Genomic DNA, 25,777 nt, shown 5'->3' with positions numbered 1-25,777 from the left:
CGGCTCGCGGCTCGCGGCTCGCGGCTCGCGGCTCGCGGCTCGCGGCTCGCGGCTCGCGGCTCGCGGCTCGCGGCTCGCGGCTCGCGGCTCGCGGCTCGCGGCTGATTCTGTATCACGCTTCACGATGTGCAGCAACCGTTCGGATGTGTGCCGCCTGATGTACGCGTACACGGTAGCGAACCGAGAGGCACCGGGCGGGGCGGTCACCGCGACGGGCCGCTCAGAGCTGCTGCGCCGCCGCGATGCCCAGCGCCACGATGAGCGTCACCACGACGAAGACGATCAGCCGCTGCCGCAGCAGCCGGGGGTTGGCGGGCCGTAGCTTGGCCGAGGTGGTCCGGACCCCGGCCGGCCCGGACTTCTGCCGGTTTCCGGTACGGGAGGAACCACGCGGCCGGGGAGGCCGTGAGCCGCCGGCCCGGGACGAGCCGGCGCCACGGGGCTGCCCGGAACGGGAGGCCGCGTTGCCGGACGTACCCGAGGGCCGGCTCTGCGACCCCCGGTCGCCGCGCTCGGAGCCACCGCGCTCCGGACCGCCCCGCTCGGTGATCCGTCCCGTGGGCAGCTCCTGCCCGCTCCGGGGCCGCCGGACGGCCGGGCGGGTGTCGCCCAGGCCCTGGGCCTCCCTGGCCGCGATCTCCTTGAGGCGCATGGACAGCTGGAGGGTGCTGGGCCGTTCCTCCGGGTCCTTGGCGAGGCAGGCGCGGACGAGCGGCGCGAGCGCGTCGGGCACCCCGTGCAGCTGGGCCTCCTCGTGGACCACGCGGTAGAGCATCACCTCGGAACTGCCGTGCCCGAACGGGGAGTCGGAGGTCGCCGCGTACGCCAGGGTGGCGCCCAGCGAGAACACGTCGGTGGCGGGTGTCACGGCCGCGCCCCGGACCTGTTCGGGGGCGAGGAACCCGGGCGACCCGACGGCCGTACCGACATGGGTCAGGGTGCTCGCGCCGGTCGCCCAGGCGATACCGAAGTCGATGATGCGCGGGCCCTTGGGGGAGAGGAGGATGTTCGACGGCTTGAGGTCGCGGTGGACGACCCCGGCCTCGTGCACGGCCACCAGGCCCTCGGACAGCGCGGCGCCGATGGCGGCGACCTCGGAGGCGGGGAGGAACCCCTCCTCGTTGACCTTGTCGTGCAGCGAGGGCCCCGGTACGTACTGGGTGGCGAACCACGGCCGCTCCGCGTCGAGGTCCGCGGCCACCAGCCGTGCCGTACAGCCGCCCCTGATCCGCCGTGCCGCGGAGACCTCGCGGGCGAACCGCGACCGGAACTCCTGGTCCTCGGCGAGGTCGGGCCGGATCACCTTCAGCGCGACCCGCTGGCCGCGCCGGTCCGAGCCCAGATAGACGACGCCCATGCCGCCCGCGCCCAGCCGTCTGTGGAGCCTGAACGAGCCGACGACACGCGGGTCCTCGCGCCGGAGCCGCATCATCGCCATGTCCATCCCCGCTGCCCGGTCGTCCGTGTGACGTGGCACAGCTTACGTACCCGTGCCCGGGTGTGCTCATAGGCCGCGCCCTCTCGTACCGACCGATTGTCAGCGCCGGGTGCGGAAATTGAGGAGTGGTCAGGGCGGCGCCGCCGTGTTCTTCCCGGCCCCCCCGATGATCCCAAAGGGCCTTCGCAGACGGGGGATTGGAGAGTGGGAGGTGACCGTGGGGGGAGGGCGGGGAGCGCGTCGCGGGGATCCGGGACGGCGGCGGCCGGGGCGGACCGCCGGGCGGGGACGGCGGTGGGCCGTGGGGCGGTGGAAGTGAGAGAAGTCACCGCGGCCGGGCGGTGGCGCGACACCGGTCCGGGCGGCCGGGGCGATGGCTTCCGGAGCCGCCCCGATCGGGTCTTTCCGGGCGTCCCCTCCGGGAAGACCCCCACTTCCCGGGCCGGTTCTCCACCCAGAGGAGTACGCGCCCGGTGCGCGCTCATCCTTCGGGAGGCCGACCAATCGGTACGCGGGCATGACGCCCGGTGCGCGCCGCGTCCCTAGTGTTGAGGTCGAGCGGCGAGTGCAGCACTCGTCCCCCGAGGTCACACTCGCCGCTGTCGGACGTGACAGGAGAAGGGCCATGGCGGACACGGCATCGAGAGCAGTGACCCGTACGCGAGGACGCAAGGCGTTCGCGGTGTTCGGCGGACGCCAGTCCGGTACGCGCCATCCGTTGGTGGCGACGGCCATGGTCCTTCCCCTGGCGGCGCTGCTGGTGGTCGTCTTCGGCGGCTGGGAGGCAGTGGTGACACAGGCGTCGTCCGTGGGCATGGTGTTGGGGCGCTGAGCGGCGCCCCGGACCCGGGAGAGCGGCCCGGGTCGGGACATCCGGCCCAACAACTCCGTGGGGACGGGGGTGCGGCGGACGGCAGCGTTTGACCGGTCAGCTGGGGAGCTGACCGGTCAGCGCGCTTTCCGCCCCGGTACGGGACGGCCTCGGGGTACCCCGTACGGGCCGGCCCCTAAGCTCCCCGTACGGAAGGGACACACCGACCCCGGGGGCGAACCATCACCGCATCGGCAGCCGCAGCCACCGCCGCATCCACATCCGCACCGGTCGTACGCGCGCTGGACCGGGCCGCCCGCGACGCCGCGCACCAGACGCAGGCGTCCCCGTCGGCGTCCTGCCGCGCCTGCGGCCACCCGGGCACCGTCCTCGCGGACCGGGCGGACGGCGTCGTCGTACGGCACGGCCAGGCGGTCGCCAAGGCGCACGCGGACGGTACGGATCCCGTGGGCCACCGCGCCAGGATCGCCATGGCCGGGCACCCGGCGCTCGCCGGGATCCTGCTGCCGCCGCTGCCAACGCCGCCACTGCCCACCGCCGCCACCGGGCTGCGCGGCCGGCCGGTCACGGTATGGCCGTACGGAACGCCCGTGGACCCGGAGAACCCGGAGGCCGCCCCCTGGGAGGCGGCGGGGACCCTGCTCGCCCGGCTGCACTCCGTACCGTTGGAGCCGCTGTCCCCGCCGGACGGCGGGCTGCCCGCCATGCGAGGCCCCGTCAAGGCGGCCCTCGCGGTCGCCAGGATGCGCGCGGCCGGGCACCATCCCGCCGCCGCGCCCGTGGAGCGGGCCTGGCGGCTCCTCCCGGCCTGGGCGCGCGGGGAGGGGCGGTCGCCGGGTCCGTACGCGCTGTGTCACGGGGATCTGCACCTGGGCCAGCTGGTGCGCCACCCCGCGCCGGACGGGCCCTGGCTGCTGATCGACGTGGACGACCTCGGGACCGGCGACCCGGCCTGGGACCTGGCGCGCCCGGCCGCCTGGTACGCGGCGGGGCTGCTGCCCCCGGAGGCATGGGCACGGTTCCTCGGCGCGTACCGCGGCGCACGCGGCCCGGCCGTGCCCGCGAGCGGGGACCTCTGGCCTCGGCTGGACGTCCCCGCCCGCGCGCTCACCGTGCAGGGTGCCGCGCTCGCGATCGCCAAATCGGTCGTGGAGGGCCGGGATCCCGATGGCCCGGAAGAGCTGATGATCGACGCCTGTGCCCGGATGGCGGCGCTCGCAACCGAGTTGGCGCCCGGGGCGTCCCCCTAGGGTGAACAGAGTGTCGCGGGGCGTGCGTTCCGGCGATATCGGGCGAATGACGAGGAGCGAGCCGATCATGCAGTGTCCCAAGTGCCGTGCGGCCATGCACACGTACAACCGCAACGGCGTTCAGATAGAGCAGTGCGGTGGCTGCCGGGGGATCTTCCTCGACTACGGTGAGCTGGAGGCCCTCACCCGACTGGAGACCCAGTGGTCCCAGCAGCCCCCGCCGCCTCCCGCGGCACCGAGCCCGCCGCCCTACCAGGCCGCTCCCGGCCCCGCCTGGGGTGCCCCGCAGCACGGCGGTGGCCATTACGGGGGCCACCACGGCGACAAGCGCCACCGTCAGAGCTTCGGTCGGATGCTCTTCTCGTCCTGAGATCTCCAAGTCTCCGAGCCCTCCAAGGCTCCTGAGCTCCCAAGGCTCCTGAGCTCTCGAGGCTTCGGGATTCCGAGCCCTCAGGACCGCACGGCAAAGCCCCCGTTCGTCGAAACGAACGGGGGCTTTGTGATCGCTGTGCGCGATACTGGGATTGAACCAGTGACCTCTTCCGTGTCAGGGAAGCGCTCTCCCGCTGAGCTAATCGCGCGGGCCACAGGACAGAGATACCCTGCGTACTACTGCTCCTGCGTACTGCTGTTACTGCGTGCGCGATACTGGGATTGAACCAGTGACCTCTTCCGTGTCAGGGAAGCGCTCTCCCGCTGAGCTAATCGCGCGGGAACCTCATGGGTCCAGTGGACGATACTGGGATTGAACCAGTGACCTCTTCCGTGTCAGGGAAGCGCTCTCCCGCTGAGCTAATCGTCCTTGGAGGTGGAGACGGGATTTGAACCCGTGTAGACGGCTTTGCAGGCCGTTGCCTCGCCTCTCGGCCACTCCACCAGGAGCGTGGGGGTTCGGGAAGATCCCCCACAATCGAGCGGACGACCAGGTTCGAACTGGCGACCTCAACCTTGGCAAGGTTGCGCTCTACCAACTGAGCTACGTCCGCATGTCGTTTCTCGGCCCGACCGCCCGGCCTCGCGACGTGTTGAACTCTAGCGGATTCCGGGGCCAGTACAAAAACGCGTTTCCGCAGCGTGCTGGCGTGCGGTCACCGCGCGTTCGGTACGGAGCCCCTCCATGGGGTCTGTTCTAGACTCGCAAACGTGCACGACATCGCTCCTCTGGCCCGCTTCGGCGGCCTCATCGCCTCAGGTCTGCGCGATGTCACCCATGATCCGGAAGCTCTCGGCTCCGCCGGGTTCTGGGTGGTCGCCGCAGACTTCGAGGGCCGTCTCACCTGTGCCCGGTTCGACGACGTACGGACGGAACCGGTGCCCGCGCCGGAGCCGGGGCGGTGGCGGGGTCCCGGCGTCGACGACTGGACGTCGTCGCTCGACCACGCCGCGTACACCAAGGGCGTCCGCCGTATCCGGGAGCACATCGCGGCGGGCGACGTCTATCAGGCCAACCTCTGCCGCGTACTCTCCGCGCCGCTGCCCGACCCGGCCACCGCCGATGTCGACGCGCTGACGGCGCTGCTCGCGCGCGACAACCCGGCTCCGTACGCGGGGACGATCCGGCTGCCGGCGCACGGCGTGGAGATCGCCACCGCCTCGCCCGAGCTGTATCTGCGACGGGACGGCCGCACGGTCGAGTCCGGCCCGATCAAGGGCACCGCCCGGACCGCCGGGGAACTGCTGGAGAAGGACTACGCCGAGAACGTGATGATCGTGGACCTCGTCCGCAACGACCTCGGCCGCGTCTGCGCCTCCGGGACCGTCACGGTCCCCGCGCTCTGCGCGCTGGAGCCCCACCCCGGGCTGGTCCATCTCGTCTCGACGGTACGGGGCGAACTCGCCGCGTCGGCGGGCTGGGCGGAGCTGCTGTCCGCGACCTTTCCGCCCGGCTCGGTCACCGGTGCCCCCAAGTCCAGTGCCCTGGCGATCATCGAGGAGCTGGAGACGGCCCCGCGCGGCCCGTACTGCGGTGGCATCGGCTGGGTCGACGCGGACCGGGACACCGCCGCCCTGGCCGTCGGCATCCGCACCTTCTGGATCGACCGGGACACGGCCCCCGCCCCCGTGCTGCGCTTCGGCGCGGGCGCCGGGATCACCTGGGGCTCCGACCCGGAGCGGGAGTGGGAGGAGACCGAACTCAAGGCGTCCAGACTGCTCGCGATAGCGTCGGGAGCGTACGGGACCACCACCTAGTGCCCCTCCCCGGCAAGCTTTGCCCCGTCGCGCCGTCCATCACGCCCTCCCCCGGCCACCTCCCCCGGACTCCCTCCGGGGGTGCCCCCACCGAGGGCTCCCGGCCGCCTTGCGATCGCACGCACCGGACAACGCTCCTCACGAGGCGAACATGGCCGGTCGCGGCACTGGCGGACCATACGGGACGAGGAGAAAGGGGCCGCGAGGATCTGGGTCAACGGCGGACCGCACACAGCCGAGGCCGCCCGGGTGTCCGCGCCGGACCACGGACTGGCCGTGGGCGACGGCGTCTTCGAGACGGGCAAGGCGGTCGGCGGTTTCCAGGGGCGGCCCTTCGCCCCCACCCGCCGTCTCGACCGGCTGGCCCGCTCGACCCGTGGGTTCGGACTGGCCGCACCCGACGCCGACGAGATACGCGCGGCCCGTACGGCCGTACTCGCCGCCAGCCCGATGGAGGTGGGGCGGCCGCGCATCACCTGCACCGGCGGGCTCTCGCCGCTCGGCTCCGACCGGGGCGACGCGCCCCCTCGCCCTGGTCGTCGCGGCCGGCGGGACGAAGCGCCGCTCCGACACCACCACCGCCATCACCGTCCTCCGGGTGCGCAACGAACGCGGCGCGCTCGCCGGGATCAAGTCCACTCCGTACGGGGAGAGCGTCGTCGCCCTCGCCCGCGCGTACGAACACGGCGTCACCGAGGCGCTGTTCGCCGGCACGGCGGGCGCGCTCTGCGAGGGCGTCGGCTCCAATGTCCTCGTCGTCCTCGACGGCGAACTGCACACCCCGCCCCTCGCGTCCGGCTGTTTCGCGGGCATCACCCGCGCCCTGGTCGTCGAGTGGAGCGGCGCCCACGAGACCGCGCTGCCGCTGGACGTACTGGAACGCGCGGACGAGATCTTCCTGACCTCGATCCTGCGCGACGTACCGGCCGTCCACCGCCTCGACGGCCGCGAACTGCCGGGCGTCCCGGGGCCGGTGACCGCCAAGGCCCTGCGGGTCTTCGAGGAACGGCCCGGCGCGGATCCGGATCCGTGGGGACCCGGCCGCGCCCGCTGGGTAGGAACCCTCGATGACCACCACCCTGCGGCCCACCGGACCGCTCCAGCAGACCGACGACGGCGGGAAGTCACGCTCCTACGAGATCCGTGTGAACAGCCGGCCCGTCGGCACGATCGACCTCGCGACGGACCCCGGCTCCGGCCACCGGGCCGGGACCGTCTCGGCGCTGCGCGTCGCCGAGCCGGACCGCCGCCGGGGCCGCGCCACCGTCGCCCTGCTCGCCGCCGAGGAGGTGCTGCGCGGCTGGGGCTGCGGGGAGGCCCTCGCCGACGTACCGGCGGGAGCCGTCCCCGCGCTGCGGCTGCTGGACTCCCTCGGCTACACCGAACACGGCCGCCACGTGGACAAGCCGCTGCCGCCGAGCCCGCCGGAACTCCCCCGGGGCGTCGAGGCCCGCCCCGTCACCGCCGCGGAGTACGACGCGTGGCCGGAGGGTGGCCACCGGGTGGACCTCCCCGACGGCCCGGCCACCCCCGACGTCTCGTTCGGCGTCCTGACCCACGGTCCGGAGAGCGTGGGCCGGCTCCGGCTCGTACGCCGCGAGATCCGGCCGGGCGCGTGGGGCGCGTACGTGGCCGAGGCGGAGGTGGCCGAGGCCCGGCGCGGCCAGGGGTACGGCCGCGCCCTGATGCTGCTCGCCGAGCGCGTCGCCCTGTCGCGGGGATCGGCCCTGATCGGCCTGTACGTCCGTGTGGACGACGCCCCGGCGGTCCGGCTCTGCGCGTCGCTCGGATACGGGACGGCCCGCCACCACCTCGTCAAGCGGCTGCTCTAGTCGGTTCGGACGGAGTCGGCCCCGGCCAGCAGCCGGTCGGTGATCTCCTCGATACGGGCGCGCAGGCCCTCCTGGCTCCTGCCGCCGTCGAGTCGCTCGCCGTCGATCACATAGGTGGGGGTGCCGGTCACCCCGATCGCCTTGCCCTCGGCCTGGTCGGCGTCGACGGCCAGGGTGTGGCGGCCGTCGATCAGCGCGGTGTCGAACTCGTCGGCGTCGAGGCCCAGCTCGCGCGCGACCTCCAGCAGGACGGCCTCGCCCCAGGAGTCGAAGTCGCCGGTCCTGGCCAGTACGGCTTCCACGTAGGGCCAGCCCTGTCCCTGCTCGGCGGCCTCCTCGGCGGCCTGCGCGGCGGCGTACGCGTGCCGGTGCTTGTCGAGCGGGAAGTGCCGCAGCCGGACCTCCAGCCGGTCCCCGTAGCGGGCGCGCAGGGCGCGGATGTCGTCGAGGGCGAGGTGGCAGTCGGAGCACTGGAGCTCGCACCAGACGTCGAGGACGATGGGGCGGGTGGTGGTGGAGTCACTCATGGGGTCAGTCTTCCAGCCCGCCGGAGCCCGGCCGACCGGGACCTGGGGAGGACACCGCCCCCGAGATCTCCCCCAGATCCGCCCGGGGCGTCCCCGGGCCGTGGCCCCGATCAGGGGGCCAGGTGCAGGATGGAGGGGAAAGAAGTGTCCGTACGGACGACGCACCCTGCCCTGGAGGACCTGATGATTGCCGAGACCATCTGCGCCGCGGTGTCGGCCGCGGGCCTGGGCATCGCCGCGATCACGGCCTACCGCAAGCGTTTCCTGGCGGCGGCCCGCATCACCGCGTACGCGCTGGTGCCGGTCGGCCTGGTGATGGCGGGCGTCGTGAAGTGGGCCGCGCACACGGCCTTCAGTCCGACGGCGTGGGCGGGCTTCGGCGTCCTCGGGGTGGCGTGGCTGCTCTTCATGACGACCCGCGCGGTGGAGCGGCGCGGCGGCGCCACCCGCAAGGAGCGCAAGGAGGCGGCCAGGGCGGCGCGGCAGGGGGGCGGTCCGGTCGAGCCGGCGGCGTCCGTGCCCTCGCTCGGCCCCGGCGCCGGACCGGCCGCGCGGCCCGGGGCCACGCCGCACACGGCGGCGCGGCCCGCGGAGGACTTCAGCGACATCGAGGCGATCCTGAAGAAGCACGGCATCTGAGCGCCGGGGAGCCCCGGGAGGAGCCCCGCAGCATCGCAGGTGGGCGGTGATGAGGCGGGGGTTCCGGGGTGTTTTCCACGGGAAATGATGAACCCCCGTGCGGATCAGGGCTCTTGGTCAGTGGCCGTCTTCGGCGTGCGTCATGATCGGCCCGAGATGCTCGATACCTCCGGGGGGGAGACCCCCGTACCCACCGAGGAGCCGCGCGGCTGCCTGTTCGCGCTCTCCCAGCCGCCGTTGATGATCTTCCTGACGGTGATCGGCGCCCTGCTGCTGATGGCGGCGGTGCACGATCTGTTTTTGCTGTGACCGTCAGCTCGCCGCTTCCTTCCGGCGTGCCCGGTACGCGGCCACATGCAGTCTGTTGCCGCAGGTGCGGCTGGAGCAGTAGCGGCGTGACCTGTTGCGTGACAGGTCGACGAACGCGTGCCCGCAGTCCGGGGCCTCGCAGCGGCGCAGCCGCTCCTGCTCGCCCGCCACGACCATGAAGGCCAGCGCCATGCCGCAGTCGGCCGCGAGATGGTCGGCGACCGAGGCACCGGGGGCGAAGTAGTGGACGTGCCAGTCGTAGCCGTCGTGGTCGGTCAGCTGTGGGGTCGTACCGGCGGCGGCCACCAGCTGATTGATCAGATCGGCGGCGGTGCGCGCGTCCGGCGTGGCGAAGACCTCCGCGAAGCGGGCCCGTACGTCCCGCACCGCCCGCAGATCCCGGGCGCCGAGGTCGTCGACCCCGCTGATGTGGTGCTCGCGCACGAAGGCGTACAGCCCTTGGACGTCCCCGAGCGAGTCCGGTGTGCCGTCGTCGCCGGGCGCCGGCGCGGTGTTCACCAGATCGACGACCACGTCGAGGGCGATCCGGGTGTCGTGTGAAATCAGCACGGTCGGCTCCGAGGACTGCCACGGGCCGGTGCCCGTGGAATTCCGCCGACTTTAGCCGTTGTACAGGGGTGGGTCCGCCCCCGCCGGGGCCCGGACGCACCGGCGCCGTCGCCGCGGTGGGTGCGCGGGACGGCGCCGGTGTCCTCCGTATGCGATTGTCCGCGCGGCGCCGTCTCCCCGAGTCGGACGGCGCCGGGCAGCTCTCGGCCCTTGGCTCAGCTCTCGGCCAGGATGTGTGAGAGTTCCGTGTCGAGGTCGAAGTGACGATGCTCGGTGCCGGGTGGCACCGCGGCGTCGGTCCGCTTGAGGAACGACTCCAGGGCCCGTGCCGGGGCTTCCAGCAGGGCCTCTCCCTCCGGAGAGCTCAGGGCGATGCAGACAACGCCCTGACCGTGACTGCGGGACGGCCAGACTCGGACGTCGCCGGTGCCGGTGGGCCGGTGCAGCCCCTCGGCGAGAAGATCTCGGGCGAACACCCATTCGACCGTCTCTTCGGCTCCGGTGTGGAAGGTGGCGTGCACGGCGTAGGGATCGGCCGTGTCATACCGCAGGCCCGCGGGTACAGGCAGTGAGGACTCGCTCGATACAACGAGGCGCAGGTGCAGCTCGCAGCTGACCGTGGTGTTCATAAGCGCCAGGGCCTTTCGCTCAGTGTGCGCTCGGGGATTCGCACGTCGGCGAAATCGACATGCCACCTACGGTGCCGTTGTAAACCCCTCTGTCTGTTTTGTGATCCTTCGGGTAGCTCGTATGGCGGTGTGCTACTTCGGGTCGTACCGCCATTGCGGTGAGAAGAGGAATTCCGAGGGCTCCGGTAGATTGGCGTTATGGGCGCGGAGAGTGGCGAACGGGGTTCCATCGCCGTACGGGTGGCAGAGGAGCCCGTGGCGGAGGACGTGACGGACGGCGTGGACGGGAAGGCGCCGCGGCGTGAGCTCGGCTCCCGTGCCCCGCGCTTCATCAAGGCGTCCAGGACGCTCCATCTGAGCTGGCAGGTCGGCGTCTTCGTCGTCGGCCTCGCGGTGGTGATCGGCGGCGTCATCATGCTGCCGCTGCCGGGGCCGGGCTGGCTGGTGATCTTCGGCGGTATGGCGATCTGGGCGACCGAGTTCGTCTGGGCCCAGCTGGTGCTGCGCTGGACCCGGCGCAAGGTCACGGAGGCGACCCGCAAGGCCCTCGATCCCAAGGTCCGGCGGCGCAACATCATCCTCACCACCGTCGGCCTGGTGATCGTCGCCGTGCTGGCCGGGATCTACCTCTGGAAGTTCGGGCTCGTCATGCCCTGGAAGATCAGCCAGTGAGCCCCGGTCGGCGGGAGCGTCGCGCACGGTTGTCGCTGAGCCGTCGCTACGCGTCCGGAGCCGCCCCTGACATGGGGTAATGTATGCGGTGCGTCCGGGGCGATTAGCTCAGTGGGAGAGCGCTTCGTTCACACCGAAGAGGTCACTGGTTCGAACCCAGTATCGCCCACCCGGACCGGGGCCCCGAAGACCTACCGACAGGTCTTCGGGGCCCCGTCGTTCGCCCCGTCCCGCGCGGTCGGCGCATCCTGGCGAACCCCCGGCGCAGCCTGCGGGCGTCCCGCAGTCGCTGTTCGTACGTCGCCCCCACCCCCAGGAGCAGCAGCCCCGCCAGCGCGCCCATGGCCTGGACCGTATAGGGCGCCAGCTCGTGCAGCGCGTCCAGCCCGAGGACCACGCCACCGAGCACCAGCGGCGCCCGGAGTCCCAGCGCGACCGCCGTGTCCGGCGCGGCCGTCACCAGCAGCGCACAGGTCGTCCCGAGAGCGCCGCCGTCGACGGCCAGGGCCCAGAGCAGCAGGGGGAGTTGGGCCGTCAGCGCCGCCGTGGGCGGCGGGGTGCGCAGCCGCCCGAGTGGGCCCGGCGCGCCAGCAACTGGACCCTGCGGCCGTCGAGCCGGCCCAGTTCCTGGTCGATGAGCGTCAGTTCACGCGCGGGGCGCGGGACATTCTCCATGGGCCGAGTGTGGGCCGCGCGATGTTCCGGGCCATCGGCTCCCGTACTCAGACGGAGGGGTGAGTACGTACCGGGGGCGGCCCCCACGGTTTGAACGAACCCCGCCGGGGCCTGTATGGTTCAGGCGTTCCCGGGCGATTAGCTCAGTGGGAGAGCGCTTCGTTCACACCGAAGAGGTCACTGGTTCGAACCCAGTATCGCCCACCGGGAAAGGCCGGTCCGTCATCGACGGACCGGCCTTCGCGCGTTCCGGGGCGGGGTGGATCAGGCTGCCTCCGCGGGCAGTTCGGGGCGGAGCGGCCAGGTGGGCGCCGCCGGTTCCTCCGTGCCGGGGAGCGGGAGCCAGTGGCGTGTGCCACGCGCCCCCTCCTTGTACCAGTACGTCTGGAGCGTGTGCAGCTCCGCCGCGCTGAGCCGCTGCATCCGGGGGGCGAATCTGCGCCCGATCGCCCGGGTCACCTCCAGCGCCGACAGGGCGGTCAGCTCGCCGCCGTACGCGCCGCCGGGCTTCACGCCGTAGTGCGCGCAGAGATCGGTGAGGGCACGGCGGCCCTTGCGGTACCGGTCCAGATGGCTGTCGAGGACCCGGGGGTCGAGCACACAGAGCGGGACGCCCTCCAGGGCGCGGGCCAGGGCCGAGGCCCGGTGGCGTCGCAGCTCACGGTCGAGGACGGTCAGATGGAACGGCGCGTTCATCACCACGAGCGGCCGGCCCGCCGCGCACTGCCCGCCCAGCGCCCTGCCGATCTCCTCGATCACGGGCGCGGGCCAGCGGCCGTTGCGGTGCAGGAAGTCGGCGGTCAGGCCGTGCGCCTCGACGGCCACGGGCGGCAGCTCCACCCCCGGATCGATCAGCCACCGGGTCACCCGGGGGCGTATGTCCGCCATGTCCTGCACGACCAGGGACGCCGAGATGATCCGGTCCTGCTCGGTGTCCGCCCCCGTCGTCCCGGTGCAGAACGCGGCCAGCGGTCCTTCGTACCACCACGTCATCCCCGAACTCCTCGCGCGTCGGCGGCAGAGGGAGTCCCCACTGCCCGAATCGGTGCTACCCGGACAGGTCGTGCGGTATGCGTCGTTTACGGCGGCGCGCGGAGCCGTCGGAGGCGCGGAAGGGGGCGTGCGGGGGCCGGGGGAGGGGCATGGGCGGGCGCGTGTGCGGAGGGCGTCCGGGGCGGGCGCGGTAAACCGTTTCGCGAGCGCCCCTCCGGGATCGGTACGATTCGGGTGCGCAGCGTCCGCTGTCGCGTCCCGTAGGTCAGGAGAGACCGGTGTCAGACGTCCGTGTGATCATCCAACGCGATTCCGAGCGGGAAGAGCGCGTGGTGACGACGGGCACTACGGCGGCCGACCTCTTCCCCGGCGAGCGCACTGTCGTGGCCGCCCGGGTCGACGGCGAGCTGCGGGACCTCGCGTACGGCGTGGCCGAGGGCGAGGTCGTCGAGCCCGTCGAGATCTCCTCCGAGGACGGCCTGAACATCCTGCGCCACTCCACCGCGCATGTGATGGCCCAGGCCGTGCAGGAGCTGCACCCCGAGGCCAAGCTGGGCATCGGCCCGCCGGTCAAGGACGGCTTCTACTACGACTTCGACGTGCGGACCCCCTTCACCCCCGATGACCTCAAGGCCATCGAGAAGAAGATGCAGGAGATCCAGAAGCGCGGCCAGCGTTTCTCCCGCCGCGTGGTCACCGACGAGGCGGCGCGCGAGGAGCTGGCCGACGAGCCGTACAAGCTGGAACTGATCGGTATCAAGGGCTCGGCCTCGACCGACGACGGCGCCGATGTCGAGGTGGGCGGCGGCGAGCTGACCATCTACGACAACCTGGACGCGAAGACCGGCGAGCTGTGCTGGAAGGACCTCTGCCGGGGCCCGCACCTGCCCACCACCCGGAACATCCCGGCGTTCAAGCTGATGCGCAACGCCGCCGCGTACTGGCGCGGCAGCGAGAAGAACCCGATGCTCCAGCGCATCTACGGCACCGCGTGGCCGTCGAAGGAGGAGCTGAAGGCGCACCTGGAGTTCCTCGCCGAGGCCGAGAAGCGCGACCACCGCAAGCTCGGCAACGAGCTGGACCTCTTCTCCTTCCCCGACGAGATCGGCTCGGGCCTCGCGGTCTTCCACCCCAAGGGCGGTGTCATCCGGCGCGCCATGGAGGACTACTCGCGCCGCCGGCACGAGGAGGAGGGGTACGAGTTCGTCTACTCGCCCCACGCCACCAAGGGGAAGCTCTTCGAGAAGTCCGGGCACCTGGACTGGTACGCCGACGGTATGTACCCGCCCATGCAGCTCGACGAGGGCGTGGACTACTACCTCAAGCCCATGAACTGCCCGATGCACAACCTGATCTTCGATGCCCGGGGCCGGTCGTACCGCGAACTGCCCCTGCGGCTCTTCGAGTTCGGGACGGTCTACCGGTACGAGAAGTCCGGCGTCGTGCACGGACTGACCCGGGCCCGCGGTTTCACCCAGGACGACGCGCACATCTACTGCACCAAGGAGCAGATGGCGGACGAGCTGGACTCGACGCTGACCTTCGTGCTGAACCTGCTCCGTGACTACGGGCTGACCGACTTCTATCTGGAGCTGTCCACCAAGGACCCCGAGAAGTTCGTCGGGACGGACGAGGTGTGGGAAGAGGCCACCGAGACGCTGCGGCGGGTCGCCGAGAAGCAGGGGCTGCCGCTGGTTCCCGACCCGGGCGGGGCCGCGTTCTACGGCCCGAAGATCTCCGTACAGGCGCGCGACGCCATCGGCCGTACCTGGCAGATGTCGACCGTCCAGCTGGACTTCAACCTGCCGGAGCGCTTCGACCTGGAGTACACCTCCCCGGACGGTTCCAAGCAGCGTCCCGTCATGATCCACCGGGCGCTGTTCGGCTCCATCGAGCGGTTCTTCGCGGTCCTGCTGGAGCACTACGCGGGCGCCTTCCCGGTCTGGCTGGCGCCGGTGCAGGCGGTGGGCATCCCGATCGGTGACGCGCACATCCCGTACCTCCAGGAGTTCGCGGCGAAGGCCAGGAAGCAGGGGCTGCGGGTCGATGTCGACGCGTCCTCGGACCGTATGCAGAAGAAGATCAGGAACCAGCAGAAGCTGAAGGTCCCGTTCATGATCATCGCGGGTGACGAGGACATGGCCAACGGCGCCGTCTCCTTCCGCTACCGCGACGGTACGCAGGAGAACGGCATCCCCGCCGACGAGGCCATCGCGAAGATCGCGAAGGCCGTCGAGGACCGCGTCCAGGTCTGACGTACGAGCGAAACGGCCCCCGGACGGCAGTGTTGCAACGACCGCTAGAACTGAAGATCGCCGCCGGGGGCCTCCCGCTGCCCGCGCCCGGATCGGCGTCGCCCCGGCATCGCGGGGGAGACCGGGGCGGGCCCGGCGACACGCTTCCCCGGGGCGAAGTCATATGCTGCACAGCATGACGAGTGAGCCGGAGCAGCAGATCGGAGTGGGGACCCAGGACGCGTTCCAGCGCCTGTGGACGCCCCATCGGATGGCCTATATCCAGGGTGAGAACAAGCCCACCGGGCCGGGCGCCGGTGACGGCTGTCCCTTCTGCTCCATCCCATCGAAATCCGACGAGGACGGGCTGATCATCGCCCGTGGCGAGCGGGTGTACGCGGTGCTGAACCTCTACCCGTACAACGGCGGGCATCTGATGGTGGTGCCCTTCCGGCATGTCGCCGACTACACGGAGCTGGACGAGGCGGAGACCGCCGAGCTGGGGCTTCTCACCAAGCGGGCGATGACGGCGCTCCGGGCGGCGTCCGGGGCGCACGGCTTCAACATCGGGATGAACCAGGGCGTGTCGGCCGGGGCCGGGATCGCCGCGCATTTGCATCAGCATGTGGTGCCGCGCTGGGGCGGCGACACCAACTTCATGCCGGTGGTCGGGCATACGAAGGTGCTTCCGCAACTGCTCGCCGACACCCGGGCGATGCTGGCGGACGCCTGGCCCGTACAGCCGTAGCCGTACGACTGCGGGGCCGGGCGCCGCGCCGCCGCTACGCGTCGTACACGTCGGCCTTCCTCGGTGCCGCGTCCTGGACCGCGCCGCTGAGGGCCGACGAGCGGTTGCCGAAGCGCTCGATGTCCACGCCGTGCTCCTCCAGGACCCGCAGCGCCGCCGCGTGCGCCACCCGCAGTACGGGGGTGGCGGCGCGCATCGCGTCGTCGGCCATGAAGCGGTGGCGCCAGGGCTGGTCGGCCCAGGAGTGGCGCAGACCGAAGGGCTCGGGCAGCGTCATCTTGCCGCCGAGGAAGTCCAGGAGCGGCGGATACCAGGTGAACGGCGCGCGCACCGCGAGCCGGACCGCCTCGCGCGGCTCGACCAGGGGCAGCGTCCGGGTGGTGGTCTCCCAGAAGCGGATGGTCTTGGGCACGGTGACGGTCTTGGGCGACGACTTCGTGGTGAAGAGCGGGTGGACCGGGCCCAGGGCGTGCCCCGTGACCTCGATCCGCAGCGTCTGGTGGAGCACGGTGACCGTGATCATCATCGTGATCACCAACTGGCCGTCCCAGAGGGTGAACTGCACGCCCAGATAGTGGCGGTTACCGCTGCCGAACTGCTGGTGGTTGCAGATGCGCTGTATCTCGTGGCTCTTGAACTGGAAGTTCTCCACGTCCTGGCCCGAGGGCCTGGACACGGCACCCGCGCCCTCGCCGACCGGCGACACGATCCAGTGCCTGACCGAAGGCGGCGGAAACCCACCGGAGTTGATCGGGCCGCGCTCCAGCAGCTTCAGCTGGTCGTGGATCGCGCGTATCACGTCGTAGCTGCGGAACTGGTGGATCTCCTTGGACGGGTCCTTGGGGATCAGCTCCTCGGCCAGCTGCCAGCTGCCCCAGCGGGTGCCCATGCCGAGTATCCCCTTGGGGCCGGCGTAGAACACGATGTTCGACCGCTGCTCGGCGCTGAGCTTCTCCAGACCCTGGCGCAGCGCCTCCCTGGAGGCGTCGCCCGGATTGCCGGGGACGGCCTCGGGGACCTTGGCGCCGAGGCCGCCGCCCGACAGGAGGTCGTCCCAGCGGGTCCGCAGATCCTTCGCGGTCTCCTCACAGATCCGCTTGGCCAGCACCCAGCCGATGACGGGCGCGAGGATCATGCCGCGTACGTACCAGCCGAGGACACCGGTGAACGGCAGCTTGAGCAGCAGGATCAGCGCCGCCCCGGCCACCCCCACCAGCAGGACGGTGCCGATCGCCCCGGACCGTTTGTCCTTCGCCCCGGCCAGGGTGCGGCGCAGCTGGAAGACGCCCAGCCAGACCAGCAGCCCCGGCAGGAAGACCAGCCCGAACAGGGCGGTCACCGCCGTGAGTTTCTTGTCCCGCTCCTTGCGGATGCGCGTCGCGGACAGGCAGTGCTCGACCACCGACTGCGGCTCCATGCCGAAGGACTGGATGAGGTCCGCCCGGCCGCCGCCGAGCATCCGCAGCTGCACCGCGCGGGCGAACGCCTCGCCCAGATTGGGCTCGAAGAGCGAGACCTTGCCCTTGGACACCCCGGACTTGTGCCACTCGTTGTCCGCCTTGAGGATCTCCTCCACCGGACTGTCCCGGTACGCCGCCGAGGCGAGGGCGTGGGTCGCCGCCGTCTGTCCGGCCGACCCCTGGAGGGGGATCTGTGCCCCCGGGCTGAAGTCGAATACATCGTCCGCCACTGCCGCCCCCTCACCGCACGCTTCCGCCGCCGCGAGCTCTTCCCTGCCCGCGTGCCCCGCACACCTGCTGGAGCTGGGCACCTCAGAGTAACCGGGCCATGCCGTCCGCGTCATGGGTGCCGGCAGGTCTACGCCACATGTCCACAGAAGCACAACACCCGCACAGGACTCAGCCGTTGCCGCTCTCCTGGCCGCTCTCCCGGGCGCGCAGCCGCTCCGCCACCGCCTGCGGCATCGGTTCGTGGCGGGCGTACGCGCGGCTGAACCGGCCGGTGCCGTGCGAGACGGACCGCAGCTCCACGGCGTACCGCCCGATCTCCAGCTCCGGCACCTCGGCGCGTACCGACGTCCGTCCCGCGCCGGTCTGTTCGGTGCCGACCACCCGGCCGCGCCGACCCGAGAGGTCGCTCATCACCGGCCCCACATACGTGTCGGGGACCAGTACGGTCACCTCGGCCACCGGCTCCAGCAGATGGATCGGTGCCGCGTCCGCCGCCTCGCGCAGCGCCAGCGCGCCCGCCGTCTGGAACGCGGCGTCGGAGGAGTCCACCGAGTGGGCCTTCCCGTCGAGCAGCGTGACCCTGATGTCCACCAGGGGATGGCCCGCCACCACCCCGCGCGCCGCCTGGGCCCGTACTCCCTTCTCCACGGAGGGGACGAAGTGGCGCGGCACCGCCCCGCCGACCACCTTGTCGACGAACTCGACCCCCGACCCGGCGGGCAGCGGCTCCACCGCGATCTCGCAGATCGCGAACTGGCCGTGCCCGCCGGACTGCTTCACCTGCCGGCCGCGCCCCCGGGCCGGCCCGCCGAAGGTCTCGCGCAGCGCGACCCTGTACGGCACGGCGTCGACCTGGACGCCGTACCGGCCGCGCAGCCGGTCCAGCGCGACATCCCGGTGGGCCTCGCCCAGACACCAGAGCACCAGTTGGCCGGTGTCCGGGTTCTGTTCGAGACGCATCGCCGGGTCCTCGGCGACCAGCCGGGCCAGCCCCTGGGACAGCCGGTCCTCGTCCGCCTTGCCGTGGGCCCGGACCGCGAGCGGCAGCAGCGGGTCGGGCATCGGCCAGACCTCCATCAGCAGCGGATCGTCCGGCCCCGACAGGGTGTCCCCGGTCTCGGCACGGGTCAGCCTGCCGATGCAGGCCAGATCGCCCGCCGCGCAGTGGTCGAGGACGCGCTGCTGTCCGCCGAAGGGCGAGGAGAGCGAGCCGATCCGTTCGTCGAGGTCATGGTCCTGGTGGCCGCGGCCGGTGAGACCGTGGCCCGAGACACGCACGGTCGCGTCCGGGCGCAGGGTGCCGGAGAAGACCCGTACGAGAGAGATCCTCCCCACGTAGGGGTCGGAGGCGGTCCTGACGACCTCGGCGACGAGCGGTCCTTCCGGATCGCAGCCGATCCCGGGGCGCGCGGAGCCGTCCGGGGCGGTGACCACCGGGGCCGGGCGCTCCAGCGGGCTCGGGAAACCGGCCGTGATCAGGTCGAGCAGCTCGACGGTGCCCAGCCCCTGCCGGGCGCCGGGCGCGGCGGGCGCCGCCGCGAGCACCGGATGGAAGACGCCCCGGGCCACCGCCTTCTCCAGATCCCCGGTCAGCGTCGCGAGATCGATGTCGTCGCCGCCGAGATAGCGGTCCAGCAGCGTCTCGTCCTCGCTCCCGGCGATGATCCCCTCGATCAGCCGCCCGCGCGCCTCCTCGATCAGCGGCAGCCGCCCCGGCTCCGGCGGCCCCTCCCGGCGTACCCCCGTGGCGTAGTCGCCGGTCCGCCCGGAGAGCAGCCCGGTCAGCCCGGTGGCCCTGCGGTGCCCGTCGGCCCCCTCCGGGCCGTACACCGGGAGATACAGCGGCAGTACGGCGTCGGGGTCGTCGCCGCCGAGGATCCGCGCGCAGACCCCGGTCATCGCGTCGAAGCCGGTGCGCGCCGTGTCCAGATGCGTGACGACGACGGCGCGCGGCATCCCGACCGCCGCGCACTCCTCCCAGACGGTACGGGCCGCGCCGGCCACCGCGTCCGCCTCCTGGGCGGCCGAGACGACGAAGAGGGCCGCGTCGGCCGCGCGCAGCCCCGCCCTGAGCTCCCCGACGAAATCCGCGTGGCCGGGGGTGTCCAGCAGATTGATCCGGTGTCCGTCCCACTCCAGCGGGACGAGCGACAGCTGTACGGAACGCCGCTGGCGGTGCTCGATCTCGTCGTAGTCGGAGACGGTCGCGCCGTCCTCGACCCGGCCCGCCCGGTTCACCGCGCCCGCCGTGAGCGCCAGGGCCTCGACGAGGGTGGTCTTCCCCGAGCCGCTGTGGCCGACCAGCACCACGTTCCGTACGGACGCGGGCGGGCAGGGTGTCGCCGCCCCGTCGGCGGCTCCGGAGTGCGCGCGTGTTCTGTCGCCCATGGTGTCCTGCCTCCCGGTCGTTTCGCACGGCTCACGGTGAGGGACTGGGGAAAGGCGGGCCGACGGGGGCTCCGGCATGCCCGCGGTGGTCCTTCGAGCTTCGCACTTCGGTTTTGGTGCGTCCATACGTCGGACACCGCGGCCCGGCCCGGGTGCCCGGCGGTGCCGTGCGACGGTCGTGGCTACGATGGGCCAGCCGGTGGCCGTCGGGGCCGCGCGGCCAACCGAACCTCGGGAAGGCCATGCTGAACAAGTACGCGCGTGCATTCTTCACGCGTGTCCTCACACCGTTCGCAGCGTTTCTGCTCCGCCGCGGAGTCACCCCGGACGCGGTCACGCTCATCGGTACGGCCGGAGTGATGGCGGGTGCGCTGGTCTTCTTTCCCCGCGGGGAGTTCTTCTGGGGCACCATCGTCATCACCGTCTTCGTCTTCTCCGATCTGATCGACGGCAACATGGCACGCCAGGCGGGCGTCACCAGCCGCTGGGGCGCCTTCCTGGACTCGACCCTCGACCGGGTCGCGGACGGCGCGATCTTCGGCGGCTTCGCGCTCTGGTACGCGGGCGGCGGTGACGACCTCACGCTCTGCGCGGTCTCGATCTTCTGTCTCGCCAGTGGCCAGGTCGTCTCGTACACCAAGGCGCGCGGCGAGTCCATCGGGCTGCCGGTGGCCGTGAACGGACTGATCGAACGCGCCGAACGGCTGGTGATCTCGCTCGTCGCCGCCGGTCTCGCCGGGCTGCACGGCTTCGGCGTGCCCGGCATCGACGTCCTGCTCCCGATCGCCCTCTGGATCGTCGCCGTGGGCAGCGCGGTCACCCTCGGGCAGCGTGTCGTCACCGTACGGCGCGAGTCCGCCGAGGCGGACGCCGCGGACGCGGCCGCGCAGGACGGCGCCGCGCGGGGGACCACCCCGTGAGCGGCGCGAGCGACCGGGTGGCCGACGCGCTGTACGGAATCGGCTGGGCCACCGTCAAGAAGCTCCCCGAACCCGCCGCCGCCGCCCTCGGCCGTACCCTCGCGGACACCCTGTGGAAGCGGCGCGGCAAGAGCGTGCTGCGCCTCGAATCGAATCTGGCGCGGGTCGTGCCCGACGCCTCGCCCGAGCGGCTCGCCGCGCTCTCCCGGGCCGGCATGCGCTCGTACACCCGCTACTGGATGGAGTCCTTCAGGCTGCCCGCCTGGAGCACGGAGCGGGTGCGCGCCGGCGTCGAGATCAAGAACATGGAGCTGGCCTTCGACCACCTCGCCGCCGGACGCGGGGTCGTCCTCGCGCTGCCGCACATGGCCAACTGGGATCTCGCCGGGGCCTGGCTCACCCGCGCCCATGACGTGCCCTTCACGACGGTCGCCGAGCGGCTGAAGCCCGCATCGCTCTACGACCGGTTCGTCGCCTACCGGCAGAGCCTCGGTATGGAGGTCCTGCCGCACGACGGCGGCTCCGCCTTCGGCATGCTCGCGCGGCGGCTGCGCGCGGGCGGTCTGGTCTGTCTCGTCGCCGACCGCGATCTGTCGTCGTCCGGCGTCGAGGTCGACTTCTTCGGGGACCGCGCCCGGATGCCCGCCGGGCCCGCGCTGCTCGCCCAGCAGACCGGGGCGGTGCTGTACCCGGTGTCGCTGTGGTTCGACGACTCCCCGGTGCTGCGGGGGCGGCTCCATCCCGCCGTCGAGGTTCCCGCGACGGGGACGCGCGTGGAGAGGACGGCCGTGATGACCCAGGCGATGGCCGACGCCTTCGCCACCGGAATCGCCGAGCACCCGGAGGACTGGCACATGCTGCAACGGCTGTGGCTCGCGGATCTGGAACGGGGGACCGGGTGAGGATCGGCATCGTCTGCCCGTACTCCTGGGATGTGCCCGGTGGCGTCCAGTTCCACATCAGGGACCTGGCGGAGCACCTCATCGGCCTCGGCCACGAGGTCTCGGTCCTCGCGCCCGCCGACGACGAGACGCCGCTGCCGCCGTACGCCGTCTCCGCCGGGCGCGCCGTGCCCGTCCCGTACAACGGCTCGGTCGCCCGGCTGAACTTCGGTTTCCTGTCCGCCGCGCGGGTCCGCCGATGGCTCCACGACGGCACCTTCGACGTCATCCACATCCATGAACCGGCCTCGCCGTCGCTGGGGCTGCTCGCCTGCTGGGCGGCGCAGGGGCCCATCGTCGCGACCTTCCACACCTCCAACCCGCGCTCCCGGGCCATGATCGCCGCGTACCCGATCCTCCAGCCCGCGCTGGAGAAGATCAGCGCGCGGATCGCCGTGAGCGAGTACGCCCGGCGGACCCTGGTCGAGCACCTCGGCGGCGACGCCGTGGTCATCCCGAACGGCGTCGACGTCGACTTCTTCGCCCGTGCCGAGCCGAACCCGGACTGGCAGGGCGGGACCATCGGCTTCATAGGACGCATCGACGAGCCCCGCAAGGGCCTGCCCGTACTGATGAAGGCCCTGCCGAAGATCCTCGCCGTCCACCCGGAGGCCCGGCTGCTGGTCGCGGGCCGCGGGGACGAGAAGGAGGCGGTCGAGTCGCTGCCGGAGCGGATGCGCGAGCGCGTCGGGTTCCTCGGCATGGTCAGCGACGAGGACAAGGCCAGGCTGCTGCGCAGCGTCGATCTGTACGTCGCCCCCAACACCGGCGGCGAGAGCTTCGGCATCATCCTGGTGGAGGCGCTGTCGGCGGGCGCGGCGGTCCTCGCGAGCAACCTCGACGCCTTCGCGCAGGTCCTGGACCAGGGCGCCGCCGGGGAACTCTTCACCAACGAGGACGCGGACGCCCTGGCCGGCGCGGCGATCCGGCTGCTGGGCGACCCCGACCGCCGCGCGCGGCTGCGCGAGCGGGGCAGCGCGCATGTGCGCCGCTTCGACTGGTCGACGGTCGGCGCGGACATCCTCGCGGTGTACGAGACGGTGGCGGACGGCGCCGCGTCGGTCGCCGCGGACGAACGGACCGGGCTGCGGGCGCGGTTCGGCCTGGCGCGGGAGTAGACGGTACGGGGCGGGCCCGGCGCGGAGGTAGGCGCGCGCCGGGCCGGGGCGCGCCGTCGGGCGCCGACCCCGTAGCCTGCCGGGCGTGACCTCAACCCTTGTGTGGATCATCGTCGGCGTCATCGCGGTCGGCCTCTACCTCAGCTGGACCGCGGGACGGCTCGACCGGCTGCACACCCGGATCGACGCGGCCCGCGCCGCCCTCGACGCCCAACTCCTGCGGCGCGCCTCGGTCACCCAGGAGCTGGCTTCCTCGGGGGTGCTCGACCCGGCCGCGTCGATCGTGCTGTACCAGGCGGCGCACGCGGCGCGGCAGGCGGAGGAGGAACAGCGGGAGGTCGCCGAGAGCGAGCTGAGCCAGGCGCTGCGCGCCGTGTTCGGCGAGACCGCGCAGATGGAGGCCGTCCAGGCGGCCCCGGGTGGCGAGGAAGCCGCCAAGGAGCTGGCGGCGGCGGTACGGCGCGTTCCCATGGCCCGGCGGTTCCACAACGACGCCGTGCGCGCGGCCCGCGCCCTGCGGCGCCACCGCAAGGTCCGCTGGTTCCGGCTGGCAGGGCACGCGCCGTTCCCGCTCGCGTTCGAGATGGACGACGAGCCGCCGGTGGCACTGGCCGACCGGCCGGGGAGCTGAGCGGGGACCGGGGAGGGGTGGGCGGCGGGCTTCGGCCGGAGACTCCGACCGGAGAATGATCCACCGCCTGCCCATTGGCCCTTGCTGTGGACTGGTCGCGGGGCGTTCCCTGAGGGGGCCGTAACTTCATCCGTTTTCAGCCAGTGAGGTCGCCCCCGTGTCCACCACACTTCCCACCGTCCCCCAGCCCGCCACCTCCGCGACCGGCACCGCGCGCGTCAAGCGCGGTATGGCCGAGCAGCTCAAGGGCGGTGTGATCATGGATGTCGTCACACCGGAGCAGGCGAAGATCGCCGAGGACGCCGGGGCGGTCGCCGTCATGGCGCTGGAGCGGGTGCCCGCCGACATCCGCAAGGACGGTGGCGTCGCCCGGATGTCCGACCCGGACATGATCGAGTCGATCATCGCCGCGGTCTCGATCCCGGTGATGGCCAAGTCCCGTATCGGCCACTTCGTGGAGGCCCAGATCCTCCAGTCGCTCGGAGTGGACTACATCGACGAGTCCGAGGTGCTGACCCCCGCCGACGAGGTGAACCACTCGGACAAGTGGGCGTTCACGACCCCCTTCGTCTGCGGTGCCACCAACCTCGGGGAGGCGCTGCGCCGGATCGGCGAGGGCGCGGCCATGATCCGCTCCAAGGGCGAGGCCGGCACGGGCAACGTGGTGGAGGCCGTACGCCATCTGCGGCAGATCAAGAACGAGATCGCGAAGCTGCGCGGCTTCGACAACAACGAGCTGTACGCCGCCGCCAAGGAGCTGCGCGCCCCGTACGAGATCGTCAAGGAGGTCGCGACGCTCGGCAAGCTGCCGGTGGTGCTGTTCTCCGCGGGCGGGGTCGCCACCCCGGCGGACGCGGCGCTGATGCGTCAGCTCGGCGCCGAGGGCGTCTTCGTGGGCTCCGGCATCTTCAAGTCGGGCGACCCGGCCAAGCGCGCCGCCGCGATCGTGAAGGCCACCACCTTCTACGACGACCCGAAGGTCATCGCGGACGCGTCGCGCAACCTCGGCGAGGCGATGGTCGGCATCAACTGCGACACCCTCCCCGAGTCCGAGCGCTACGCGAACCGTGGCTGGTAAGCACCGATGAGCGCACCGGTGATCGGCGTCCTGGCGCTCCAGGGCGACGTCCGGGAGCATCTGACGGCCCTGACCGCGGCGGGCGCCGAGGCCAGGAGCGTCCGGCGCCCCGAGGAGCTCGACGGGGTCGAGGGGCTGGTGATCCCGGGCGGCGAGTCCACCACGATGTCCAAACTGGCCGTCCTCTTCGGGATGCTGGAGCCGCTGCGCACCCGGGTACGCGGCGGGATGCCGGTCTACGGCACCTGCGCCGGGATGATCATGCTCGCGGAGAAGATCCTCGACCCGCGCTCGGACCAGGAGACGGTCGGCGGCATCGACATGATCGTCCGCCGCAACGCCTTCGGCCGGCAGAACGAGTCCTTCGAGGCGGCCGTGGAGGTCGCCGGGGTCGGGGGCGGTCCCGTCGAGGGCGTCTTCATCCGGGCGCCCTGGGTCGAGTCGCTCGGCGCGGGCGCCGAGGTGCTCGCGGAGTACGGCGGCCATGCCGTCGCCGTACGGCAGGGGAACGCGCTCGCGACCTCGTTCCATCCGGAGCTGACGGGCGACCACCGGTTGCACCGTTTCTTCGCGGAGATGGTGCGCGCCGCACGGTGACCGGTTCCCGGTAGGATCGCTGCCGAACGGAGCAGGATTTGGTTACGCGAAGGAGACAGGCAGATGTCCGGCCACTCTAAATGGGCTACGACGAAGCACAAGAAGGCCGTGATCGATGCCAAGCGCGGCAAGCTCTTCGCGAAGCTGATCAAGAACATCGAGGTCGCGGCCCGCACCGGCGGCGCCGATGTCGACGGCAACCCGACCCTCTTCGACGCCATTCAGAAGGCGAAGAAGAGTTCCGTACCGAACAAGAACATCGACTCGGCCGTCAAGCGCGGCGCCGGTCTTGAGGCCGGCGGCGCCGACTACGAGACGATCATGTACGAGGGATACGGCCCGAACGGTGTCGCGGTGCTCATCGAGTGCCTCACCGACAACCGCAACCGCGCCGCCTCCGACGTCCGCGTCGCCATGACCCGCAACGGCGGTTCGATGGCCGACCCCGGCTCCGTCTCGTACCTCTTCAACCGCAAGGGTGTCGTGATCGTCGCCAAGGGCGAGCTGACCGAGGACGACGTCCTGGGCGCCGTGCTGGACGCGGGCGCCGAGGAGGTCAACGACCTCGGTGAGTCGTTCGAGGTGCTCAGCGAGGCCACCGACCTGGTCGCGGTCCGTACCGCGCTCCAGGAGGCAGGTATCGACTACGACTCGGCCGACGCCAACTTCGTACCGACCATGCAGGTCGAGCTGGACGAGGACGGCGCGCGCAAGATCTTCAAGCTGATCGACGCGCTGGAGGACAGCGACGACGTGCAGAACGTCTTCGCCAACTTCGATGTCTCGGACGACGTGATGGAGAAGGTCGACGCCTGAGCGCTCGGCCGACCGGGTCTGACACGGCTTCATCCGACGGGCCGGCAGGGACTGTTGTC

At 71.9% G+C, this 25,777-nt stretch carries 25 protein-coding genes, 7 tRNA genes and 2 pseudogenes; 20 read left to right on the top strand and 14 right to left on the bottom strand.

The features are described 5' to 3' along the window. Positions 1-220: 220 nt before the first annotated feature. Positions 221-1,444: a serine/threonine-protein kinase gene (locus tag ACIP8W_RS09590; RefSeq protein WP_402202619.1), complete on the bottom strand. Its 1,224-nt coding sequence runs from the start codon at positions 1,442-1,444 to the stop codon at positions 221-223. Positions 1,445-2,063: 619 nt separating this feature from the next. Here ACIP8W_RS09590 and ACIP8W_RS09585 point away from each other — a divergent pair. The 3 genes from ACIP8W_RS09585 (at position 2,064) to ACIP8W_RS09575 (ending at position 3,890) form a co-directional block, all read left to right on the top strand. Beyond that, positions 2,064-2,270, top strand: coding sequence for a hypothetical protein (locus ACIP8W_RS09585; protein WP_401949861.1), 207 nt, complete (start codon positions 2,064-2,066; stop codon positions 2,268-2,270). A gap of 221 nt (positions 2,271-2,491) precedes the next feature. Continuing rightward, positions 2,492-3,520, top strand: a complete 1,029-nt coding sequence (locus ACIP8W_RS09580; RefSeq protein ID WP_402202617.1) for a phosphotransferase enzyme family protein — start codon at positions 2,492-2,494, stop codon at positions 3,518-3,520. 67 nt (positions 3,521-3,587) lie between these two features. Then, positions 3,588-3,890, top strand: coding sequence for a zf-TFIIB domain-containing protein (locus ACIP8W_RS09575; protein WP_401949858.1), 303 nt, complete (start codon positions 3,588-3,590; stop codon positions 3,888-3,890). Between the two features lie 139 nt (positions 3,891-4,029). Here ACIP8W_RS09575 and ACIP8W_RS09570 read toward each other — a convergent pair. The 5 genes from ACIP8W_RS09570 to ACIP8W_RS09550 form a co-directional block, all read right to left on the bottom strand. After that, positions 4,030-4,101: transfer RNA gene (locus ACIP8W_RS09570), tRNA-Val, on the bottom strand. Between the two features lie 58 nt (positions 4,102-4,159). After that, a tRNA-Val gene (locus ACIP8W_RS09565) sits at positions 4,160-4,231 on the bottom strand. A 19-nt stretch (positions 4,232-4,250) separates the two neighbouring features. Continuing rightward, positions 4,251-4,322 (bottom strand) — tRNA-Val (locus ACIP8W_RS09560). Between the two features lies 1 nt (position 4,323). Continuing rightward, positions 4,324-4,397 (bottom strand) — tRNA-Cys (locus ACIP8W_RS09555). A 36-nt stretch (positions 4,398-4,433) separates the two neighbouring features. Beyond that, positions 4,434-4,506 (bottom strand) — tRNA-Gly (locus ACIP8W_RS09550). Positions 4,507-4,663: 157 nt separating this feature from the next. On the opposite strand from ACIP8W_RS09550, the gene ACIP8W_RS09545 reads away from it, so the two are divergent. The 3 genes and pseudogenes from ACIP8W_RS09545 (at position 4,664) to ACIP8W_RS09535 (ending at position 7,542) form a co-directional block, all read left to right on the top strand. Then, the gene (locus ACIP8W_RS09545; protein WP_401949855.1) at positions 4,664-5,710 is read left to right on the top strand and encodes a chorismate-binding protein; all 1,047 of its coding nucleotides are present in this window, start codon (positions 4,664-4,666) and stop codon (positions 5,708-5,710) included. A gap of 177 nt (positions 5,711-5,887) precedes the next feature. Beyond that, positions 5,888-6,740, top strand: a pseudogene (locus tag ACIP8W_RS09540) (aminotransferase class IV); the annotation flags it as partial. A gap of 37 nt (positions 6,741-6,777) precedes the next feature. After that, entirely contained in the window at positions 6,778-7,542 is a 765-nt protein-coding gene (locus ACIP8W_RS09535; protein ID WP_401949852.1) for a GNAT family N-acetyltransferase, read from the top strand. On the opposite strand, the gene ACIP8W_RS09530 is transcribed toward ACIP8W_RS09535, so the two are convergent. Further along, positions 7,539-8,069 (bottom strand): DsbA family protein, encoded by a 531-nt coding sequence (locus tag ACIP8W_RS09530; RefSeq protein ID WP_402154270.1) that lies wholly within the window; start codon positions 8,067-8,069, stop codon positions 7,539-7,541. The two genes, ACIP8W_RS09535 and ACIP8W_RS09530, sit on opposite strands and share 4 nt — an antisense overlap. 183 nt (positions 8,070-8,252) lie before the next feature. Between ACIP8W_RS09530 and ACIP8W_RS09525 the strand changes: the two genes are divergently transcribed. Next, entirely contained in the window at positions 8,253-8,708 is a 456-nt protein-coding gene (locus ACIP8W_RS09525; protein WP_401950444.1) for a hypothetical protein, read from the top strand. Between the two features lie 120 nt (positions 8,709-8,828). Then, positions 8,829-9,017 carry a hypothetical protein gene (locus ACIP8W_RS09520; protein ID WP_401950487.1) on the top strand — a complete coding sequence of 63 codons (189 nt, stop codon included), beginning with the start codon at positions 8,829-8,831 and terminating at the stop codon, positions 9,015-9,017. A 3-nt stretch (positions 9,018-9,020) separates the two neighbouring features. Here the strand turns inward: ACIP8W_RS09520 and ACIP8W_RS09515 are convergent, their stop codons facing one another. Both ACIP8W_RS09515 and ACIP8W_RS09510 read right to left on the bottom strand, forming a co-directional pair. Continuing rightward, positions 9,021-9,587, bottom strand: a complete 567-nt coding sequence (locus tag ACIP8W_RS09515) for a CGNR zinc finger domain-containing protein (RefSeq protein WP_401949846.1) — start codon at positions 9,585-9,587, stop codon at positions 9,021-9,023. Positions 9,588-9,802: 215 nt separating this feature from the next. Beyond that, a complete protein-coding gene (locus tag ACIP8W_RS09510) occupies positions 9,803-10,216 on the bottom strand; it encodes an SsgA family sporulation/cell division regulator (RefSeq protein WP_003959770.1) in 414 nt (137 codons plus the stop codon). Positions 10,217-10,414: 198 nt separating this feature from the next. Between ACIP8W_RS09510 and ACIP8W_RS09505 the strand changes: the two genes are divergently transcribed. Together ACIP8W_RS09505 and ACIP8W_RS09500 are read left to right on the top strand one after the other, a co-directional pair. Beyond that, entirely contained in the window at positions 10,415-10,888 is a 474-nt protein-coding gene (locus ACIP8W_RS09505) for a TIGR02611 family protein (RefSeq protein WP_401949843.1), read from the top strand. Between the two features lie 97 nt (positions 10,889-10,985). Continuing rightward, positions 10,986-11,057: transfer RNA gene (locus ACIP8W_RS09500), tRNA-Val, on the top strand. A gap of 72 nt (positions 11,058-11,129) precedes the next feature. Here ACIP8W_RS09500 and ACIP8W_RS09495 read toward each other — a convergent pair. Both ACIP8W_RS09495 and ACIP8W_RS09490 read right to left on the bottom strand, forming a co-directional pair. Beyond that, a pseudogene (locus ACIP8W_RS09495) lies at positions 11,130-11,411 on the bottom strand (SCO7613 C-terminal domain-containing membrane protein); the annotation flags it as partial. Between the two features lie 11 nt (positions 11,412-11,422). Next, the gene (locus ACIP8W_RS09490; RefSeq protein WP_401949840.1) at positions 11,423-11,563 is read right to left on the bottom strand and encodes a hypothetical protein; all 141 of its coding nucleotides are present in this window, start codon (positions 11,561-11,563) and stop codon (positions 11,423-11,425) included. Positions 11,564-11,695: 132 nt separating this feature from the next. Between ACIP8W_RS09490 and ACIP8W_RS09485 the strand changes: the two genes are divergently transcribed. Further along, positions 11,696-11,767: transfer RNA gene (locus ACIP8W_RS09485), tRNA-Val, on the top strand. Between the two features lie 60 nt (positions 11,768-11,827). Here the strand turns inward: ACIP8W_RS09485 and ACIP8W_RS09480 are convergent. Next, the gene (locus ACIP8W_RS09480) at positions 11,828-12,556 is read right to left on the bottom strand and encodes a 3'-5' exonuclease (RefSeq protein WP_401949837.1); all 729 of its coding nucleotides are present in this window, start codon (positions 12,554-12,556) and stop codon (positions 11,828-11,830) included. A gap of 278 nt (positions 12,557-12,834) precedes the next feature. Between ACIP8W_RS09480 and thrS the strand changes: the two genes are divergently transcribed. Together thrS and ACIP8W_RS09470 are read left to right on the top strand one after the other, a co-directional pair. Further along, a complete protein-coding gene (thrS, locus tag ACIP8W_RS09475; protein WP_401949834.1) occupies positions 12,835-14,811 on the top strand; it encodes a threonine--tRNA ligase in 1,977 nt (658 codons plus the stop codon). Positions 14,812-14,974: 163 nt separating this feature from the next. Then, complete coding sequence (locus ACIP8W_RS09470; protein WP_401949831.1) at positions 14,975-15,538, top strand: HIT family protein; 564 nt, start codon at positions 14,975-14,977, stop codon at positions 15,536-15,538. Between the two features lie 34 nt (positions 15,539-15,572). Here ACIP8W_RS09470 and ACIP8W_RS09465 read toward each other — a convergent pair whose 3' ends face one another. Then, the gene (locus tag ACIP8W_RS09465) at positions 15,573-17,228 is read right to left on the bottom strand and encodes a hypothetical protein (protein WP_402153805.1); all 1,656 of its coding nucleotides are present in this window, start codon (positions 17,226-17,228) and stop codon (positions 15,573-15,575) included. A 169-nt stretch (positions 17,229-17,397) separates the two neighbouring features. After that, positions 17,398-19,617, bottom strand: coding sequence for an elongation factor G-like protein EF-G2 (locus tag ACIP8W_RS09460; protein WP_402202533.1), 2,220 nt, complete (start codon positions 19,615-19,617; stop codon positions 17,398-17,400). A gap of 242 nt (positions 19,618-19,859) precedes the next feature. Here ACIP8W_RS09460 and pgsA point away from each other — a divergent pair, with 242 nt between their 5' ends. The 7 genes from pgsA (at position 19,860) to ACIP8W_RS09425 (ending at position 25,718) form a co-directional block, all read left to right on the top strand. After that, positions 19,860-20,537, top strand: a complete 678-nt coding sequence (gene pgsA, locus ACIP8W_RS09455; protein WP_401949822.1) for a phosphatidylinositol phosphate synthase — start codon at positions 19,860-19,862, stop codon at positions 20,535-20,537. Beyond that, a complete protein-coding gene (locus ACIP8W_RS09450) occupies positions 20,534-21,439 on the top strand; it encodes a phosphatidylinositol mannoside acyltransferase (protein WP_401949819.1) in 906 nt (301 codons plus the stop codon). Before pgsA ends, ACIP8W_RS09450 begins: the two co-directional genes overlap by 4 nt. Beyond that, on the top strand, positions 21,436-22,596 hold the full coding sequence (locus ACIP8W_RS09445; RefSeq protein ID WP_401949816.1) for a glycosyltransferase family 4 protein: 1,161 nt from the start codon (positions 21,436-21,438) through the stop codon (positions 22,594-22,596). Before ACIP8W_RS09450 ends, ACIP8W_RS09445 begins: the two co-directional genes overlap by 4 nt. An 85-nt stretch (positions 22,597-22,681) precedes the next feature. Then, positions 22,682-23,227 carry a hypothetical protein gene (locus ACIP8W_RS09440; RefSeq protein WP_401949813.1) on the top strand — a complete coding sequence of 182 codons (546 nt, stop codon included), beginning with the start codon at positions 22,682-22,684 and terminating at the stop codon, positions 23,225-23,227. 157 nt (positions 23,228-23,384) lie between these two features. Further along, positions 23,385-24,305, top strand: coding sequence for a pyridoxal 5'-phosphate synthase lyase subunit PdxS (gene pdxS / locus ACIP8W_RS09435; RefSeq protein WP_401949810.1), 921 nt, complete (start codon positions 23,385-23,387; stop codon positions 24,303-24,305). A gap of 6 nt (positions 24,306-24,311) precedes the next feature. Continuing rightward, complete coding sequence (gene pdxT / locus ACIP8W_RS09430; RefSeq protein ID WP_401949807.1) at positions 24,312-24,902, top strand: pyridoxal 5'-phosphate synthase glutaminase subunit PdxT; 591 nt, start codon at positions 24,312-24,314, stop codon at positions 24,900-24,902. A gap of 63 nt (positions 24,903-24,965) precedes the next feature. Continuing rightward, positions 24,966-25,718, top strand: a complete 753-nt coding sequence (locus ACIP8W_RS09425) for a YebC/PmpR family DNA-binding transcriptional regulator (protein WP_401949804.1) — start codon at positions 24,966-24,968, stop codon at positions 25,716-25,718. Positions 25,719-25,777: the final 59 nt, after the last annotated feature.

The organism is Streptomyces sp. NPDC088554, from assembly GCF_044752945.1.
Taxonomy (GTDB): domain Bacteria; phylum Actinomycetota; class Actinomycetes; order Streptomycetales; family Streptomycetaceae; genus Streptomyces.
This window is presented reverse-complemented; position numbering and strand designations above follow the sequence as displayed.

Bases quoted from the DNA above. Each gene is read 5' to 3' on its own strand.
- ACIP8W_RS09480 (WP_401949837.1), bottom strand. From the start codon at position 12,556: ATGACGTGGTGGTACGAAGGACCGCTGGCCGCGTTCTGCACCGGGACG.
- ACIP8W_RS09510 (WP_003959770.1), bottom strand. From the start codon at position 10,216: ATGAACACCACGGTCAGCTGCGAGCTGCACCTGCGCCTCGTTGTATCG.
- ACIP8W_RS09505 (WP_401949843.1), top strand. From the start codon at position 10,415: ATGGGCGCGGAGAGTGGCGAACGGGGTTCCATCGCCGTACGGGTGGCA.
- ACIP8W_RS09460 (WP_402202533.1), bottom strand. From the start codon at position 19,617: ATGGGCGACAGAACACGCGCGCACTCCGGAGCCGCCGACGGGGCGGCG.
- ACIP8W_RS09470 (WP_401949831.1), top strand. From the start codon at position 14,975: ATGCTGCACAGCATGACGAGTGAGCCGGAGCAGCAGATCGGAGTGGGG.
- pgsA (WP_401949822.1), top strand. From the start codon at position 19,860: ATGCTGAACAAGTACGCGCGTGCATTCTTCACGCGTGTCCTCACACCG.
- ACIP8W_RS09535 (WP_401949852.1), top strand. From the start codon at position 6,778: ATGACCACCACCCTGCGGCCCACCGGACCGCTCCAGCAGACCGACGAC.
- ACIP8W_RS09425 (WP_401949804.1), top strand. From the start codon at position 24,966: ATGTCCGGCCACTCTAAATGGGCTACGACGAAGCACAAGAAGGCCGTG.
- ACIP8W_RS09490 (WP_401949840.1), bottom strand. From the start codon at position 11,563: ATGGAGAATGTCCCGCGCCCCGCGCGTGAACTGACGCTCATCGACCAG.
- ACIP8W_RS09590 (WP_402202619.1), bottom strand. From the start codon at position 1,444: ATGGACATGGCGATGATGCGGCTCCGGCGCGAGGACCCGCGTGTCGTC.
- ACIP8W_RS09525 (WP_401950444.1), top strand. From the start codon at position 8,253: ATGATTGCCGAGACCATCTGCGCCGCGGTGTCGGCCGCGGGCCTGGGC.
- ACIP8W_RS09575 (WP_401949858.1), top strand. From the start codon at position 3,588: ATGCAGTGTCCCAAGTGCCGTGCGGCCATGCACACGTACAACCGCAAC.
- pdxT (WP_401949807.1), top strand. From the start codon at position 24,312: ATGAGCGCACCGGTGATCGGCGTCCTGGCGCTCCAGGGCGACGTCCGG.
- ACIP8W_RS09530 (WP_402154270.1), bottom strand. From the start codon at position 8,069: ATGAGTGACTCCACCACCACCCGCCCCATCGTCCTCGACGTCTGGTGC.
- ACIP8W_RS09585 (WP_401949861.1), top strand. From the start codon at position 2,064: ATGGCGGACACGGCATCGAGAGCAGTGACCCGTACGCGAGGACGCAAG.